Annotated in this window: 13 protein-coding genes and 1 pseudogene; 11 read left to right on the top strand and 3 right to left on the bottom strand. The window is 65.9% G+C overall.

Translation table 11 applies throughout. From position 1 onward, the window contains the following. Positions 1–155 (bottom strand): annotated as a pseudogene (locus ACFZAU_RS40850) (Gfo/Idh/MocA family protein); the annotation flags it as partial. A gap of 204 nt (positions 156–359) precedes the next feature. Here ACFZAU_RS40850 and ACFZAU_RS40845 point away from each other — a divergent pair. The 9 genes from ACFZAU_RS40845 to ACFZAU_RS40805 all read left to right on the top strand — a co-directional run bounded on the left by ACFZAU_RS40845 (position 360) and on the right by ACFZAU_RS40805 (position 10,145). After that, the gene (locus tag ACFZAU_RS40845) at positions 360–1,400 is read left to right on the top strand and encodes a LacI family DNA-binding transcriptional regulator (protein ID WP_500556439.1); all 1,041 of its coding nucleotides are present in this window, start codon (positions 360–362) and stop codon (positions 1,398–1,400) included. Between the two features lie 473 nt (positions 1,401–1,873). Next, positions 1,874–2,764, top strand: coding sequence for a DUF6807 domain-containing protein (locus ACFZAU_RS40840; RefSeq protein WP_500556438.1), 891 nt, complete (start codon positions 1,874–1,876; stop codon positions 2,762–2,764). 2 nt (positions 2,765–2,766) lie between these two features. Then, positions 2,767–3,624 carry a sugar phosphate isomerase/epimerase family protein gene (locus tag ACFZAU_RS40835; protein WP_500556437.1) on the top strand — a complete coding sequence of 286 codons (858 nt, stop codon included), beginning with the start codon at positions 2,767–2,769 and terminating at the stop codon, positions 3,622–3,624. Next, positions 3,621–4,634, top strand: a complete 1,014-nt coding sequence (locus tag ACFZAU_RS40830; RefSeq protein WP_500556436.1) for a zinc-binding dehydrogenase — start codon at positions 3,621–3,623, stop codon at positions 4,632–4,634. The genes ACFZAU_RS40835 and ACFZAU_RS40830 overlap by 4 nt, the downstream gene beginning before the upstream one ends. A gap of 134 nt (positions 4,635–4,768) precedes the next feature. Beyond that, positions 4,769–6,160: an ABC transporter substrate-binding protein gene (locus ACFZAU_RS40825; RefSeq protein WP_500556435.1), complete on the top strand. Its 1,392-nt coding sequence runs from the start codon at positions 4,769–4,771 to the stop codon at positions 6,158–6,160. Positions 6,161–6,183: 23 nt separating this feature from the next. Continuing rightward, a complete protein-coding gene (locus tag ACFZAU_RS40820; protein ID WP_500556434.1) occupies positions 6,184–7,092 on the top strand; it encodes a carbohydrate ABC transporter permease in 909 nt (302 codons plus the stop codon). Between the two features lie 35 nt (positions 7,093–7,127). Then, positions 7,128–8,030, top strand: a complete 903-nt coding sequence (locus tag ACFZAU_RS40815; RefSeq protein ID WP_500556433.1) for a carbohydrate ABC transporter permease — start codon at positions 7,128–7,130, stop codon at positions 8,028–8,030. Between the two features lie 42 nt (positions 8,031–8,072). Next, positions 8,073–9,206, top strand: coding sequence for an ROK family transcriptional regulator (locus tag ACFZAU_RS40810; RefSeq protein ID WP_500556432.1), 1,134 nt, complete (start codon positions 8,073–8,075; stop codon positions 9,204–9,206). A gap of 174 nt (positions 9,207–9,380) precedes the next feature. Next, positions 9,381–10,145: a cupin domain-containing protein gene (locus ACFZAU_RS40805; RefSeq protein WP_500556431.1), complete on the top strand. Its 765-nt coding sequence runs from the start codon at positions 9,381–9,383 to the stop codon at positions 10,143–10,145. 805 nt (positions 10,146–10,950) lie between these two features. On the opposite strand, the gene ACFZAU_RS40800 is transcribed toward ACFZAU_RS40805, so the two are convergent. Continuing rightward, positions 10,951–11,969 (bottom strand): IS630 family transposase gene (locus ACFZAU_RS40800; protein ID WP_500556430.1). Its coding sequence is split into 2 segments (ribosomal slippage): positions 10,951–11,520 and positions 11,523–11,969, totalling 1,017 coding nucleotides; the frame shifts between segments, so codons are not numbered across the junction. A gap of 977 nt (positions 11,970–12,946) precedes the next feature. On the opposite strand from ACFZAU_RS40800, the gene ACFZAU_RS40795 reads away from it, so the two are divergent. Together ACFZAU_RS40795 and ACFZAU_RS40790 are read left to right on the top strand one after the other, a co-directional pair. After that, positions 12,947–13,897 carry an alpha/beta hydrolase gene (locus ACFZAU_RS40795; protein WP_500556443.1) on the top strand — a complete coding sequence of 317 codons (951 nt, stop codon included), beginning with the start codon at positions 12,947–12,949 and terminating at the stop codon, positions 13,895–13,897. Positions 13,898–14,183: 286 nt separating this feature from the next. Continuing rightward, entirely contained in the window at positions 14,184–15,215 is a 1,032-nt protein-coding gene (locus ACFZAU_RS40790) for a magnesium and cobalt transport protein CorA (RefSeq protein ID WP_500556429.1), read from the top strand. Positions 15,216–15,860: 645 nt separating this feature from the next. Here ACFZAU_RS40790 and ACFZAU_RS40785 read toward each other — a convergent pair. Further along, on the bottom strand, positions 15,861–16,247 hold the full coding sequence (locus ACFZAU_RS40785) for a cupin domain-containing protein (protein WP_500556428.1): 387 nt from the start codon (positions 16,245–16,247) through the stop codon (positions 15,861–15,863). Positions 16,248–16,772: the final 525 nt, after the last annotated feature.

Raw genomic sequence — 16,772 nt, 5'->3', positions numbered from 1 at the left:
CCGACGAGGACGGGCTCCGGCCACAGCACCGTGCCGTCACCGAGGTCGAGTCCGCCCTGCTCGCGCAGGGCGAGGATCGAGCGGACGAGGTGCTGACGGTAACCCATACGTCCGGTGACGCCGTTCATGGCGATCCGCACGGTCTTACGTGTCACATCGTTCCCTTCGTGTGTGCTGGACCTCGTGGCCAACACAAGGAGAGCAAGCGCTTTCTATGCGGAAACGCTAACCTCTGTACGGCACTTTCAACAAGACTGTGCCAGTCACGAGATACACAGTGTCAAGGACTGGGAGAGCGAGGCGGCTGTGACGGCAGTAGTGACCGCTCCCGGACCAGAAGCGCGAACCGGAGGACGACGATGACGGTAACCCTGGCTGACGTGGCCGCGCGCGCACAGGTCTCGCCTGCGACCGTCTCGCGCGTGTTGGCCGGTAACTATCCCGTGGCGGCGTCTACGCGGGAACGGGTGCTGCGCGCGGTCGCAGACCTGGACTACGTACTCAACGGACCGGCGAGCGCCCTTGCAGCCGCCACATCTGACCTGGTCGGGATCATAGTGAACGACATCGCGGATCCGTTCTTCGGAATCATGGCAAGCGCCATCCAGTCGGAAATCGGAGGGCCCACGGGGAGGACGGGCGCCGAACGGCTCGCCGTGGTGTGCAACACGGGCGCGTCTCCGGAACGCGAGTTGACCTACCTGACGCTACTGCAGCGGCAACGGGCGGCGGCTGTGGTGTTGACGGGCGGTGCAGTGGGGGACGGTATTCACATCGAAGCCGTGGACGGCAGGCTGCGAAAACTGGCCGCTGCGGGGACTCGCGTGGTGCTCTGCGGGCGGCCGCCGGTGGCCGAGGGTATCGCGCTCACTTTCGACAACCGTGGTGGAGGACAGCGGCTGACCGAGCACCTGATCGGGCTGGGACACCGGCGCATCGGCTACATCGCGGGACCTCCGCAGGGCACGACGACCCGGCACCGGCTGGAGGGACACCGAGCTGCTCTGGCCGCGGCCGGGATTGAGGAAAAGCCCGGGCTGACCTTGCACGGGCCCTACGACCGACGCTCCGGCTACGAGGCGACGCTGGAACTCCTACGCAGGGACGGGACAATCACGGCGATCGTGGCGGCGAATGACACCGTTGCCCTGGGTGCATGCGCGGCTCTGCGTGACTCGGGGCGGCACATCCCGCAGGACGTGTCCGTCGCAGGCTTCGACGACCTGCCGTTCGCAAGCGATGCGGTACCGGCACTGACGACGATACGCCTGCCGCTGTCGGAAACGGGCGCCCGGGCGGGAAGGATCGCGATGGGCCGCGAGGAACCACCTCCGGGGGGCGTCTCCATGGTTGCGGGGGAATTGATGGTCCGCGGCTCCACAGGGGTACCGCAGAGCTGAGCGGAACGTCGAGTCGGCTCAAGCACCCGGTAACCGCCGGTTCGCCGCCCAGCCGAGCGCGCGCCAGATGGAGCCGGCGGCCTGGAAGGGTGCCCGGGTCGCTTGCCTACCAGCCGGCCCGATAGCGGTCACCGCCAGCGCTCGGGCCAGCACAGATCCTCGAAGCTCACGTGAGCCATAGCGCAGGCACAATGAGATTTCAACGGATCTACCTCGCCGCCTCGCCGCGCGATGCATCGTGTGACACGGTGCCACGACTGACCGTCGGTAAGCGCTTACCAAACATTCGCTTTCCGTGTAGTGTCTCGTCGCATCCGATCGGCCGTGGCCCGCAGGCCTTCCGGCTCGTGCTCACGCACGGCACCTCGCCACCTTCTTGGGTCCACGTGCCCCGGGTACGGGCGGCGCCCCGGTCTTGTCAATCGCCACCACAACCTTTAGACACACCTTTGCCGTCGGCGAACGGAGCCAAAGTGATCGACCAACCAACTGCGTTCCTCGATGCGGATACCTCCACGATTCGGGTGACGCTGGGCGAGGCGCCCTTCGGGACCTACCACTTCGGGTCGGCGGAGCCTCGTCCTTACCTGTCCAACGTGGTAGGGCCCGGTAACCGGCAGATCACCAGGCACCATCCGGCTGCCGAGGGCGCCGACCACCCCCACCACCGCGGCGTGTGGACTGGCCATCGCAATGTAAACGGGGCGGACCTCTGGACCGAGTTTGCGGGGCATGGCCGGATCGTCCACCGATCCCTCGATGAGCTGGTCCAGGAGCCGGGCGCCGTCCGTCTGCGCCACAGCCTGGAGTGGCTGAACAACAACGCGATGCCACTTTTGGGCGAGTCTCGTGTTCTCCGTCTTCACGGCCCCACCTCGGACGGGTCCCGGCTGATTGACGTCCGCACCACCCTCACCCCGGTCGACGGCCCTGTCCGACTCGGCGACACCAAGGAAGCCGGCATGGTGGCGATCCGTGTGGCGCCCTCGATGGAGGAGACGAACGGTGGCCGCATCGAAAATTCCGAGGGCGGTGTCGGCGAAGCACAGTGCTGGGGGCATCCCGCCGCGTGGTGCGACTACTCAGGCATGGTGGACGGCGAAGTCGTCGGTGTCGCGGTGTTCGATCATCCTGATAACCCTCGTCACCCGACGCCTTGGCACGTGCGTGGTTACGGGCTGCTTGCCGCCAATCCGTTCGGCTATGGGGACTTCTACCCCGGCCAGAACAGGGACGGCAGTCTCGTCCTCGATCCGGGACAGTCGGTGACCTTCGCATATCGCCTGCTCCTGCATGCCGGCGATGCGACCGCCGGCCGTGTCGCCGACCGCTACGCCGAGTACGTCGCCGAGCGGAGCGGGTGACCATGCGCTTCGCGATTTGCAATGAACTCCTGGACGATCGACCGCTCGACGACGCTTTCCGACTCATCGCCGAGACCGGCTACCAGGCCGTGGAACTGGCGCCCTACACCCTCACCGACGCGAGCGGCACAGTGTCGCCAGAGCGCGTCGAAGACGTCAGGCGCCTGCTCAGCCGCTACAGCCTCGGCGTCACCGGATTGCACTGGCTTCTGGCCGGGACCATCGATCTGCACGTCGGGGCGGCGGAACCCGATCGGCGGCAACGCACCCTCAGCCATTTGAGGATGCTGACCCGCCTGTGCTCCGATCTCGGCGGCCGCGTCCTCGTGTTCGGCTCACCCGCCCAACGCAGCACGCCGCCCGGCGCCACCCAAGCGGACACCCTCGCCCGGGCCACTGAAGTCTTCGCCGACTGGGGTGAAACCGCACGCGAGCTCGGGATGACGGTGTGCCTCGAGGCGTTGCCCACCGCCGAGACGGACCTGCTGAACACAACGCAGCAGGTCATCGACGTCGTTCGATGCATCGACTCGCCCGCCGTCCGCATGGTGCTCGACGTGAAGAGCATGAGCGATGAACGGCACCCCGTACCGCAACTCATCCAGCTTGCGGCACCGTATTTCACCTACTTCCAGGCCAACGACGCCAATCGCGGCGGACCGGGCTTCGGAAGCACCGATTTCGTCCCCATCTTCCAGGCGCTGTCCGAGGTCGGCTACGACGGCGACGTGTCCGTCGAGGCGTTCGACAAGAGCCCAGGCCCCGAGACAGTTGCCCGTAAAAGCCTGGCCTACCTGCGCGAGAGCGCCCAGCAAGCCGCGCGAACCACCATCACCACCGACGAAGGAACAGCACCGTGATCCATGCCAGTAGGCTCACGTCCCACAAGCCGGCCCAGATGGAGCTGGAAAGCCACGAACTGAGTGAGCCCCCGCCGGGCGGCATCCTGGTGCGAGCCCAGGCGACACTGATCAGCCCGGGCACAGAAGTCGCGAACTACCTCGGACGTACCACCCAGCGGACGCTCACCAGCACCGAGCCCTACTACCCTGGGTACTCCTTCGCCGGTGTCGTGGAGGCGGTCGGAGACGGCATGGACCGGTTCCGGCCCGGCGATCGGATCTGCGGGCCGTTGCCCCATGCCTCCTACGCGATCGAGGACCGGCCGGAACGGCTGGCACGCATGACCACGATCCCTGACGGCGTCACCGCCCGGCAGGCTGCCATGACTCAGCTGGCCTGCATCACTCTCAACGCCGTCCGGCCGGCAGCCATCCAGCTCGGAGAGACAGTCGCCGTCGTCGGAGCCGGAATCGTCGGTCTGCTCGCGGCGCGGATGGCCCGACTCGACGGCGCTCACCGCCTGGCCATGGTGGAGCTGCTGGCCGAACGCCGCGAGGCAGCACACTCGACCGGTGCGAACCTTGTGGTTGACCCGGCGGACCAGGGCTCGGGCAACCGGCTCGAGGCCCTGGCTCCGGGCGGGTTCGACGTAGTCATCGAGGCCACCGGAGCCCCGTCAGCGTTTGTGCCAGCCCTTGAGCTCGCCGCTCGCGGCGGCCGCGTCATCCTGCTGGGCAGCACTCGTGGGCAGGTGGCGAACTTCGATCCATACTCCTCACTGCACCTGAAGGGTCTCAGCGTCATCGGCGCCCATGTCTCCACCGCGCCGAAGACCGGAACCGTCCACGACAGGTGGACGGAGGCCGCCAACCGGCGGGTAATCCTCGAACTCATCGGCGACGGAGCCCTCGAGGTCGACTCGCTCATTACGGACGTGGTGTCACCGGAACAGGGCCCTGCCGCGTTCCACATGCTGGCTGAGGAACCCGCCAGCCACCTTGGCGTGATCATCGACTGGTCCGTCTGAGGACAGCCCGTCTTCAGGCCGAACAGCGGCAGCAGCGCAGTTAACCGACCCAACCTCTACCGCCGACAGACGCCTCCAGCACGGCCATCTGGCGCGAGTGGTTCTTTCCGCCGTACACACAGGAGTGGATCGCATTGAACATCAGAAGTGGACTCACCGCGGGACTCCTTCTCGCACTGACCGTCGGCTGCACCACCAGCGCGCCTCCCGACGACTCTGCCGGGGACTCCGAGGTCGCCAAGGAGATCACCGTGTGGACGGTGGAAGACGTGGAGGACCGGGTCGCCGCGACGAAAGAGATCATCAAGGGGTTCACGGCAAAGAGCGGTATCAAGGTCAAGCTCGTCGCCGTCGCGGAGAGCCAGTTCGATCAGATCGTCACCACCGCCGCTGCCAGCGGCACTCTGCCCGACGTCGTCGCGGCGCTCAGCCCGGCGGGTGTGCAGTCCATGTCGGTGAGCGAACTGCTGGACACCAAGACCTCCGGCGACATCGTCGACGACCTCGGGCGTGACACCTTCTCACCCGCCGCGCTGAGCCTCACCCGAAACGGCGACGAGCAGATCGCCGTGCCCGGTGACGCCTGGACGCAGCTGCTGTACTACCGCAAGGACCTGTTCGCCAAGGCCGGCCTGGGCACGCCGGACACCTACGACAAGATCATGGCCGCCGCCAAGAAGCTGTCCGGTGGCGGCACTGCGGGCATTGCCCTGTCGACGAAGGCCGGCGACCCGTTCACCGACCAGCCCTTCGAACACCTGGCGCTCGGTAACGGGTGCGAGATGGTCGACCGGAAGGGCACCGCCACTTTGGACAGTGCGGCCTGCACGGAGTCCTTCACCTTCTACGGTGACCTGTCCCGCACGTACTCCCCCAAGGGCAACCAGGACGTCGACACCACCCGAGCGAACTACTTCGCCGGCAAGGCGGCGATGGTGGTCTGGTCCTCGTTCCTGCTGGACGAGCTCGCCGGGCTGCGCAACGACGCACTGCCGACATGCCCCGAGTGCAAGAAGGACCGCGGATACCTGGCCAAGAACACCGGCATCGTCGGACCGGTCAGCGGTCCCTCCGGCGAGCCCAAGCAGTACGGCCGTGTCACGTCATGGGCAGTGACCAAGCAGGGCAACGCCCCCGCCTCGAAGCAGTTCGTCGAGTACATGATGAACGACGGGTACATCGACTGGCTGGCGATCGCACCGGAGGGCAAGGTCCCGGTACGCAAGGGGACCCAGGCCGAACCGCAGAAGTTCATCAGGGCATGGGGCGGCCTGAAGGCCGGAGTGGACAACAAGGCTCCGCTCACCGACTTCTATCCCGCAGACGTGATCCAGACCCTGATCACAGGCCCGGACAAGGTCTCCGCCTGGGGCTTCAGCCAGGGACAGGGCGCACTGGTCGGAGCCGCCAACGGGCAGCTCCCGGTGGCGAAGGCCGTCAACGACATCGTCAACGGAACGGCACCGCAGGAGGCAGCGGAGCAGGCCGACGCGACGGTCACTGAAATCGCCGAGTCACTGAAGTAGCACCACCGAAGGGAGAGCACGCCATGGCGGCTCGTCGCAGAAGCCTCAGCGAGCGCGATGCCAGGATCGGCCTCGCGCTCGTCACCCCCACGCTGATCGTGGTGCTGCTGGTCGTACTGATCCCCCTGGCCTGGACGATCTCACTGGCCTTCCAGCACGTCACATTGTTGAACATCCGCTATGCGGGATTCTTCGGAACGTTCACGCTGGACAACTTCCGAGAGGTCTTGACGTCCTCGGGGTTCTACTCAGCACTGTGGACCACCCTGCTCTACACGCTCGGATCGACCGCCGGCTCCATCGCAGTGGGCGTCATCGCCGCACTCGTCGTCCGGCGGCCGTTCCGCGGCCGGTCCGTTGTACGGGCGCTGATGCTGCTCCCGTACGTCGCCCCAGTCGTCGCCGTCACCTTCGTGTGGTCGGTGATGCTCAATCCGCAATTCGGTATCGTCAACGAGTGGGGCACCCGGTACCTGGGGTGGAGCGACTCGGTGCCGTTCCTGTCCCAGCCCTCCACCGCCCTGCTCACTGTCATCGCCTTCGAGATCTGGCGGTACTACCCCTTCGCCTTCTTGTTCATGATGGCCCGGCTCCAGGCCGTGCCCGCATCCATCGAAGAGGCCGCTCGAGTAGACGGCGCCTCGCCCTTGCAGACCTTCCGGCACATCATCCTGCCGCAGCTGCTCCCCACGATGGGCGTGCTCTTCGCCCTGCGGTTCGTCTTCACCTTCAACAAGTTCGACGACGTGTACCTGCTCACCGGCGGCGGCGCCGGAACCGAGGTTGTCAGCGTCCGAGTGTTCGACTTCCTGACCGCCCGGAAGGACGTCGGCGCCGCATCGGCGCAGGCAGCGGTGCTGGCCCTAGTCCTCGTCGGCTATCTGGTCTTCCAGTGGTGGGTCGGCCGTAGAAAGGAAGCGGTGGAACTGTGACAACCACTGTCCGCGAAACTTCAAGGCTTAGCCGAGTGGATCACGTATCGGCCGGGCCGCCCCGTCGGCCATGGACCCGCGAGCGGATCGAAACCGCCGTACTGCGCGTCCTGCGCTGGGTGGCGATCGCCTGCTTCGTCCTCGCTTCCGCGATCCCGTTCTATTACATGCTGCTGCTGTCGGTACGCAGCATCGACGAAGTCCTGCTCAACCCTGCGTCGCTGTGGGTGGATCTGAGCACCGTCTCCCTGGATGCGTACGAACGCGTCCTGAAGTCCGTCGATGCCGGCGGCCAGGGATTCCTGACGCTGATCGGGAACAGCCTGCTGCTCTCCCTCGTCACCGTGGTCGTCACGCTACTCGCGTCCATACCAGGGGCCTATGCGATCAGTCGCATCGCCTTCCGCGGGCGGCGCCAGGTGAGCGCCCTGTTCCTTGCGGTCTACTTGTTTCCTGCCGTGATCGTGGCGGTGCCGCTGTTCGTCATCTTCACACGCATGGGACTGCGTGGATCACTCTTCGGGCTCGCGGCCGTCTATGTCGCTCATACCGCGCCGGTCGCCATCTACATGCTGCGTGGCTACTTCGCGACCATCCCAACCAGCCTGGAGGAGGCTGCGCTGGTCGACGGCTGCACGCGGCTGCAAGTGATCCGCAAGATCAGCCTGCCCCTGGCCAAGCCGTCGGTGATGGCCACCGCGTTGTACGTCTTCATGATCGCCTGGAACGAGTTCCTGTTCGCTCAGCTGTTCCTCGTGGAGCAACGGGACCGCTGGACAGTATCGCTGGGCTTGTCCCAGCTGTCCGGGAGTATCGAGATCCCGACCACCGTGCTGATGGCCGGCTCGGTGGTGCTCACCGCGCCCATCATCATCCTGTTCTTCGCCAGCGAAAGGTTGTTGGTCGAAGGACTCACCTCAGGAGCAGAGAAGGGTTGACGAGCAGTGGGACGGCCGCCTTCACCGAACAGTGCAGGCCAATTGCTGCAGTTGTTCCGACGGGGCCGGGTCTCCACCCGTCGGGAACTGAGTGAGGTCAGCGAGTTGTCCCGCGCCACCGTTACCGCCCGGCTCGAGCAGCTGGTCGCTGCCGGCTACTTGCGAGAGGGCGGTACCTCCTTCTCCGGTGGACGTCCGTCGGTGACTTGGAGCTTCGACGACGAAACGCCGACCATTCTGGCAGCCGACCTCGGGGCGACCCGCAGCACAGTGGCGGTCACCGATGCGGCCGGCCGGATCCTGGCCGAACGTGTCGTGGACAGCAGAATCGACACCGGTCCGCACCGCGCCCTGTCTCGGATCTGCGACTGCTTCGACACGCTGATGGACAGGGCCGGGCGTACCGCTGCGAGCGTCTGCGGCATCGGGATCGGGCTACCCGGACCGGTCGACTTCCGGAACGGTCGAGTACTGCGGCCTCCGGCGATGCCCGGTTGGCACGACTTCAACGTGCGGACCTTCGTTGGTCGGCGGTTCGCCGTCCCGGTGCTGCTCGACAACGACGCCAACCTGATGGCGCTCGGCGCATGCGGGCAGGCAGGGCCGGACACCACATCGCTCATCTTCGTCAAGGTGGGTACCGGCCTCAAATCGGGCCTGGTGATCGGCGGTCGGTTGTTGCGTGGCGCGGACGGTACGGAGGGGGACATCGGGCACATCCGTGTTCCCGGCGTCACCGATGTCTGCGCCTGCGGAGCGGTGGGCTGTCTGGAGGCCGGCGCCAGCGGCTCGGCGATCTGCCGACGTCTGCGCGCACTCGGGGTGGAGGCCGGCTCCGGCCGGGACATCGTCGCCCTCGCCCGGCAGGGCCATCGACAGACGCTCACCGCTATCGGCACGGCTGGTGCACTCCTCGGCGAAGTCCTGGCCATGGTAGTGAGCCTAGTGCGCCCCCAGCGCCTCGTCCTGGGCGGCGACATCGCCGATACCGGTGACACGTTTGTGAACAGCGTCCACGAGACGCTGCTGGCGCGAACCCAGCCGTTGGCGACCCGACACCTCGCCATCGCGACGTCTCACCCGGGCGATCGTGCTGCCATCGCTGGAGCCACCGCGGTGGTACGCGACCACGTCTTCAGTGCCGCGGCCGTCGACCGGCGACTGGCCACGCTGTGACCGACGATGCCGCTCGCATCAGTCCCGACTGGTCGAGGCGCCGATCCATGCAGCAGCGGATCTGTCAGCCGACGGGCTGACACCGATTAATCGACCTGTCCTCAAGACGAACATCGCCGTGCGTGACCGGAACAAGACCTTCACACCTTACGGACACGAATCAAGGAGGCCACCATGTGCATACTCGACGGAGAAGCAGCGGGCACGTCACCTGCAACCGGCCCAGAGCCGGCGCTGCCAGGAGGGATCGGCATCTCGCTGCTCAAGGTGTACGACCTCCAGGCCCCCGACGGTCTCACCGGCGGGACCCCGCACGTACACCTCGCATGCTCGGAGGGATACTACGTCATCGCCGGCTCAGGTGCCGTGCAGACGCTCAACTCACAAGGATTCGCCGAGACGGCACTCCAGCCCGGTGCGGTGGTCTGGTTCGACCCAGGCACCATCCACCGCCTGGTGAACCACGGCGGCCTGCAAATCCTCACCCTGATGTCGAACTCAGGCCTGCCCGAAGCCGGTGACGCCGTCCTCACCCTTCCGCCTGAGCATCTCGCCGACCAGGCGTCCTACCTGAAAGCGACCGCCCTCACCGGCGAGGGCGAGGCACAGACACCGTCGGCCATGCGCCGGCGCGACCTCGCCCTGGAAGGCTTCTCCACCCTGCGCAGCGCCTACGACACCGGAGGGCCGAGCGCGCTGGCGGAGTTCTACCGGACGGCGATCGGAATCGTCCAGCCCCACATTCCGCTCTGGCGGCGCCGTTGGGAGCAAGGAGCCCGCCGACTTGCCGACGAGACCGGAGCCGCCCTCGATGCTCTCGCTATCGGCACCGCGGATCACCTGCGCACCGCGGAACTGCACGTGCTGTCCAGGGCGACGGAATTCGCGCGCCACGGCATGTGCGGGCGTCTGAACACCTACGACACGGCCCGCGCATGACGGTCCGTCCCTGAATGCGCAGCAGCGCGACTGCGCCGAACCTGCACGGCAGCCATGCCCTAGCGCTGCAGCATCCGCCGAGACCGCGGAGGCCTTACCTACCGCGGTCCGTGACTTGGACTGGTATGGATGCTCGGACCTACTCATCGCTAACTTGGACCGCGCTGATGCCGCACGACGTGGTGCCGGGGGGGCACCCCAGACATCGGCAGCGACGAACCTTGCTCTGGCATAACCGACAGGACTTTGATGACCGGTCCAGCCCGTTCGGCGGCCGGGGCGCGATGCCAGCCGGGGCTCCCATCATTCAGGACACCTGTGCACCCCGAGCGCGCCTCATGAAGTGTTCCTCGGTTCCCTCCGGGCACATACAGCGAACGGCCGGGGGTGAACGACTCACGCGCTTCCGTCACAAGACGACTAGCTACCTGGTCGTTACATATGCAGGCTGGTCCGGGACAGGGAATCCGTGGGGCCCCGGGGCAGCCTGCACCCCGCCCGCAATCCAGCGCGGCACACATATATCTCGGCAGGCGAGTGCTTCAGAACGACGCACTCGGCGGTTCTGAACTGCGGCCGAGTGACCACGTGCAGCTCGGGGTCGACCGCCACTGATCTGAGAGATGCACGCAATTTTGCAACATCGATCGGGCATGTGCTGGAGGTTCACACCGCAGCGCTAGTGCCGGCCCGAGTAGTTGACGCGGCCGTTGCCGACGCGGTCGCTCTGGACACGGGGTCCCCTCGACCATCATGCGCTTCGCCCAGCGTGCCGGTCAGTCCCGGCGTACGGCGCTACTGAGGATTAATGCCTGATGTCGCCGGGGTTTGTGGCGAGGCCGGTGCCGATGAGGCAGCCGGTGATGATGGTGGGTCGGTACTGGATCTGGCGTAGGCCCCGGCGAACTGCGGTGGACCTGATCCCTTCCACGGGGTTGAGGTCTGGTGCATAGGCCGGCAACTGGAACACCGTGAGCCACTCCCGAGCCGTGGCCCAGGCCCGCATCGCGCGACTGAGGTGCAGGCCGACGTTGTCCCAGACCAGCACGACCGGCCCGCCGAGCTTGGTGTGGGCGGCGGTGAGCAGGTCTCGTAAGTCCTTCCAAGAGAAGCCTTTGCGGCCGTCGACCCGCCGGTCACCGGTGTGCCGCAAGACCAACCGCGGCCGCTCGCCAGGCTTGTAGCAACACAGCGCGGCCACGGACAGGTGACGCCTGCTGCCACCGTTGACCCGGATCACCGGGGTAACACCTGTGCAGGACCAGGTGCGGGCGGTGTGCGGCGTCATCGAGAACCCGGCCTCGTCGGCGAAGACAGTCCAGGCCCCGAGCGCCGCCGCGGTGGTTCCATGGCCGGCCAGGTCTCCTTCACCCACGACGCGACCGCCTCATCGTCGCGCTGCACGGCCCTGCGAGCCGGCACCTGGGGCGACCAGCCGTGCCGGTGCAGCAACAGGCACACCCCGGGCACGGTGTAGCTCTTGTGGAACATCCGCCCGATCAGCGTCCTGATCCGCGCGAGCGTCCAGCGCTCATCGGACCAGCCGTGCGCCACCGCCCCCAACGCCAAGGCCGCCTCCAGCTTCACGAACAACTCGTCGCTGAGCTTGGGCAATGACCCGGGCCCCTTCGAGGCCAGGCCCGCTTCACCCCGCTCGGCCCACTCGCGCCGCCAGCGCTGTACCGAGCGCACATGCACCCGCAGCACCTTCGCCACCTCGGCGTTGTCGCTATCAGCCGCGAACATCTCACCCGCGTCCAGACGGATCTGCTCGCGAAAAGCCCTCCGCTCGGCAGTCAGCCCGCCACCCTGCGCGTACCTCATGACCGTGGTGTACCGCGACGATCACGACCTGTCAGCACCCCACGACATCACGCATTACATGTCAGTAGTCTTAACAAAGACCCGTACAGGCGAATGCGATCCCAGACGCGGGTCACACACGTACCACTTGTCCATGATGTAGCCAGACCAGACCTACTTCGCCGCCGCACACTCGTGTTGGGAGGAGTAGCTGCCGATTAGGCTGTCCTGCGCGGATGCCGTGGAGCTACAGGTCAGCGTCACCGCAGCACAGGCACCGGCACGCTTGATCGTTCTCATGGGGCACTCCCTACGCATATGGCTCCATCAAGGTCTGCTCGGGCACTCATTGCACGAGACAGACCCTGCCTTCCGATACCCGACCGGACAACGCGCGCAAGTGTACGACCCTTCCACGCGTCGGGAGCGGTGAACAGCAGCCTGCTACTTGGAGTTGCAGATCATTGGACTTGGCTGCCGAGTCGCCGCGCTGTCAGCACTCTGGGCGCCGCGCCGCTGGCACTCAGACCCGGCACGATGGTTCCTCTGTGCACGTTGACTGCCAGGGCGCTTGCCCCACCCCCAGTGATGCTCAACCTGTCGGCCTGCCCGTAGACAGATCCACGTGTCGGCGAGAGGTCGCGCCCGTCGTCAGTGATCACGTACGGCGCAAGAAGCAGTCCCGCAGCTTTGCCGCCGCAAGCTTTCGACGCTTGTGAAGGCCAGCGGTCACGGTCCGAGCGCTCGGGAATGCGCCTGCTTCCGCAGGCGTAGATCGAGACCCTTGCCCACTCAGCGAGCCGAGGCGCAATGCCAGGCCGCACGAGCACATCCGACGCTTGTGCTGGGGCTTAGGACCCTGTACCACGTCCATTTTTAAGTACAAAATGAATCTTCCCATTGGGGCACATCCGCCGGCGGCCGTCACATTTCCGGAGCCTCTCTTGTCGTAACGACGAAAGCACATGCGTGAGAGCGCCGATCTTGGGATCTCGATCATGAATAATCCCGTTCTCGAGGCTGCAGCCCTCGAAGTCGCAGAGGCATCGGCGAATGCGCCTTTTCTCTGCGATCTGGGTCCGGAGAGCGCTCGTAAGGTACTCGAGGACCTACAGGGGGCGCCCGTGGAAATGTTCGACGTGCACGACAAATGGATCACGGTACCTTCCGAGGTGGGTGACGTACGGGTGCGCATCGTCAAGCCCGTCAACGTCGGCGGCAATCTGCCGGTTGTGCTGTACCTGCACGGTGGCGGTTGGGTGCTCGGCAACGCGGACACGCACGACCGCCTGGTGCGGGAGCTGGCCGTGATGGCACACACAGCAGTGATCTTTGTGGAGTACGACCGCTCCCCGGAAGTCCGGTACCTGGTGGCGATCGAGCAGGCGTATGCGAGCGCCCAGTGGGTGATGACGCAGGGCGCGCTGGAGGGACTGGACGCGTCTCGCATGGCCGTGGCCGGCGATTGCGTGGGGGGCAACATGGCCGCGGCGCTGACCCTCATGGCGAAGCAGCGCGGCGACGTCAGCTTCGTACACCAGTCGCTCTACTACCCGGTCACGGACGCTGCCCAGGACACAGACAGCTACCGCGAGTTCGCGGATGGGCCGTACCTCACCGCGACGGCCATGGCCTGGTTCTGGGACTGCTACACCACCGACCCGGCGGAGCGGGCGGAAATCACCGCCTCGCCGCTCCGGGCTAGCCTGGAGCAGCTCCAGGGACTGCCGCCGGCGTTGATCATCACCGACGAGAGCGACGTACTGCGGGATGAAGGCGAGGCATACGCCCGAAAGCTTACGCAGGCCGGTGTTCGCGCCACCAGCGTCCGCTACAACGGCACCCTTCACGACTTCATGATGCTTAACCCCCTCTGGTGTTCCGAAGCCACGACCAGCGCGATGGAACAAGCAACCAGCGCCATGTACACGGCACTGCACACCAACTGACTTCCTCGCTGGAAGCCGCACCGCACGGACGGGAGGAGGGAGGATCGCGGGAAAACCGACCAGATCGGGCAGCACGCCGACAGCATCGCGCGTCTGCGGCTTCCGCACCGTCTCGCCACTGACCCGCGGCCCGGGGCACAAGCCGGCCGCGCACCGTAGGGCAGCGAGCGCGGACCGCACCCTGCCGCCGAGTGGTAACGCCATGCCCGGGCCCACTGCAGTGAGGACAGATCGCGGCCGGGTAGACGCTGCTTTGGATACCTCGAATAAGGAGCCGGCTCAGTAGATGGCACAACAGGACACGGACTGCACGGGGCTGCCATCGGCGGTCGAAGAGTGCGCTCTGTACGAGCGCGGCCGTCGGCTGCCCGGCCACATGGACCTGAATGCGCTCGTGGATCGGCGAGACGAACAAGCCGGGCGGTTCGCCTGGATCGGTCTGTACGAGCCCACTGCCGACCAGATCCAGCGGGTTGCAGACCTCTTTGACCTGCACCCTCTTGCCGTGGAAGATGCCGTCCACGCCCACCAGCGCCCTAAACTGGAACGCTACGGCGACACGATGTTCCTGGTCTTGAAGACGGCCGTTTACGTCGACCACGAGAAGATCACCGCGTCCAGCAACATCGTAGAGACTGGCGAGATCATGGTCTTTGTCGGCTCCGATTTCGCCATCACCGTGCGTCACCGCAGCGCTCCGCGCCTCGAGGACGTGCTTCGTCAACTACAGCAAAACCCGGAGCAGTTGCGACGCGGACCGGTCGCTGTCATGCACGCGATCGCCGACCTTGTCGTCGACCGCTACCTGGACGTCGCCGACGCTTTCGACGGCGACATCGACGCCCTGGAGAGCGAGGTCTTCTCGCCTCATCTCCCCGTCGACCCTGCCCGTATCTACCAACTCAAGCGGGAGCTGATGCAGTTCAAGCGTGCCGTGATGCCGCTTGCTCCTGCCCTACAGCAGCTAAGCGAGCATTCGACCTCGCACGCACCGGACGAGGTACCCGCCTACTTCCGTGATGTCGCCGATCACCACCAGAGGGTCAGCGAGCAGATCATCACCTTCGAGGACCTCGTCAGCGGCATCCTCGGCGCCAGTATCGCCCAGCTCAACGTCCAGCAAAACGCTGACATGCGCCGCATCAGCGCCTGGGCAGCCCTGGTCGCCTTCCCCACTTTGGTCGTCGGCATCTACGGCATGAACTTCGACTACATGCCCGAACTAAGAAGTAGATACGGCTACCCAGCAGTTCTTGTACTGACAGCCCTCATCTGCACCGTCATCTACCGCACCCTGCGTCGCAAACGCTGGCTGTGAACGCTCACCCGCCCGATCAGGGTCACTTCGCCAGATCGCATCGGAGCGCAGACCTTGCGGCAGCAGCCGGGGCGGTCCCGGTCCAGACTGAGATCCCCACCCCCGGAGTTACAGCAGGGCACACGAGGAATGGTGCAGTCACACCGGGACCCGCTTGGTGGAAAAAACTGTCAGCCGCCGCGAAGTAAGGCGCCGCGACGCCGCGGATGTTGGTAAACATAGGTCATGCACGGCGGTCCGCAGGCTGGCAGCGCTGCTACAAGACTGTGCCGGAGCTCAAGAACGTCCAGCCAGCGGCCCGACTCCGCTCACTTTCACCCGTCGCCGACAGCCAGCCGCGTCGGGCATGGCCGCGGCATCGCCCGCACGCCGGCCCCGTCACGTCCGCTCAGCTGGTAGCGCCTTGGAACCGTCCGCCAGGCCATGCGCGCTCCCGCAATAGCTCGGCGGGAGCGCGATATCGCGGTGCCGGTAAGCCAGGTGGGCTTACGTCCATGAAGGCTACGAAACGTGGCCCGGTAAGTGACGGCGTCTTGAGGCCCTACCAGGGACCCAATGCGGTCGCCCAGCCTTTGCTCTGTTCAGGGGCTCGGTCGGCCGGAAGTGCAAACGTGACTTCTACCTTCTGTCGGGCAACACGCGATACTACTCGGCCAGGGAGTATCCATACTTCACCGCCATGCGGGCCATGAGCTCATAGTTGCGAGGCTTCGGTGGCGCGAGCACGCCGCGGATTCCGGGGCTGCCTACGTCCGTGAACAGACCGTCCATGCCACCGGGCGAGAAGAACGCCAGCATGCGGACTTGCTTGCCGCTGCGGTTTACGAAGTGGTGCCTGGTGCCCTTCGGAACGTAGACCAGACCACCTGGCTGCAGGATGTGCTCCTCGCCCCCAGCAATTACGACAACTTCGCCCTCCAGGACGAAAAATGTCTCGGACTCATTGTGGTGGATGTGCGGCGGAGTCCCCGTACCATCCGGGATCTGACATTCAACCAGCGAGAACTCCCCGTTGCTCTCTGCTTTCGACATGAGCGTGGTGTAAGTGTGGCCGTCTAGAAAAACGGCAGTCCCGCCGTCTGCCGGAACATGGACCGGCTTGCCTGCATGCGGCATGATAACCCCTCTGCTTTCAATTGCTTCGGAGGCACGGATTCGAATCGTGTACCCATACGGCCCGCGGTCGGGGACTGACGATCAATCCAGCCCCGTCTCTTGAGGGGGCGGCCCCGCACCAGGCGCGCGTGCGTCCGGCGTCTGGCATATCGGGGGCCCGCTTCCGCGTGCGGAGAGAGACGTTGCTCGCCCATGGGCACGACCGGACACTGCATGCGGGTGTGACGGCCTCGTGCCCTGGTTGAACCACACGTGAGGGGCAGTGTCCTCTTTACATCGCGTGATGGGTGGATCGAGCGCGTTGAGCCAGTCCGGTTCCATCGACCACACCTGCCCAAGGAGCTTGCATGACAACTCGTGGGGACCGCCTGCCCCGGTGGGGCCGAGCCGTACGCGGGCATCCGCAGGAGCTGGGAAACGTGGGTCTCGGCGGTCTCCTGC

It is taken from the genome of Streptomyces sp. NPDC008238 (assembly GCF_042956445.1).
In the GTDB taxonomy this organism is placed as follows: domain Bacteria; phylum Actinomycetota; class Actinomycetes; order Streptomycetales; family Streptomycetaceae; genus Actinacidiphila.
Note: the sequence above shows the minus strand (reverse complement) of the source record. Positions and strands in the feature narration are given on the sequence as shown.

Coding starts and splice junctions, on each gene's coding strand:
- ACFZAU_RS40845 (WP_500556439.1), top strand. CDS start 360: ATGACGGTAACCCTGGCTGACGTGGCCGCGCGCGCACAGGTCTCGCCT.
- ACFZAU_RS40805 (WP_500556431.1), top strand. CDS start 9,381: ATGTGCATACTCGACGGAGAAGCAGCGGGCACGTCACCTGCAACCGGC.
- ACFZAU_RS40820 (WP_500556434.1), top strand. CDS start 6,184: ATGGCGGCTCGTCGCAGAAGCCTCAGCGAGCGCGATGCCAGGATCGGC.
- ACFZAU_RS40785 (WP_500556428.1), bottom strand. CDS start 16,247: ATGTCGAAAGCAGAGAGCAACGGGGAGTTCTCGCTGGTTGAATGTCAG.
- ACFZAU_RS40790 (WP_500556429.1), top strand. CDS start 14,184: ATGGCACAACAGGACACGGACTGCACGGGGCTGCCATCGGCGGTCGAA.
- ACFZAU_RS40835 (WP_500556437.1), top strand. CDS start 2,767: ATGCGCTTCGCGATTTGCAATGAACTCCTGGACGATCGACCGCTCGAC.
- ACFZAU_RS40795 (WP_500556443.1), top strand. CDS start 12,947: ATGAATAATCCCGTTCTCGAGGCTGCAGCCCTCGAAGTCGCAGAGGCA.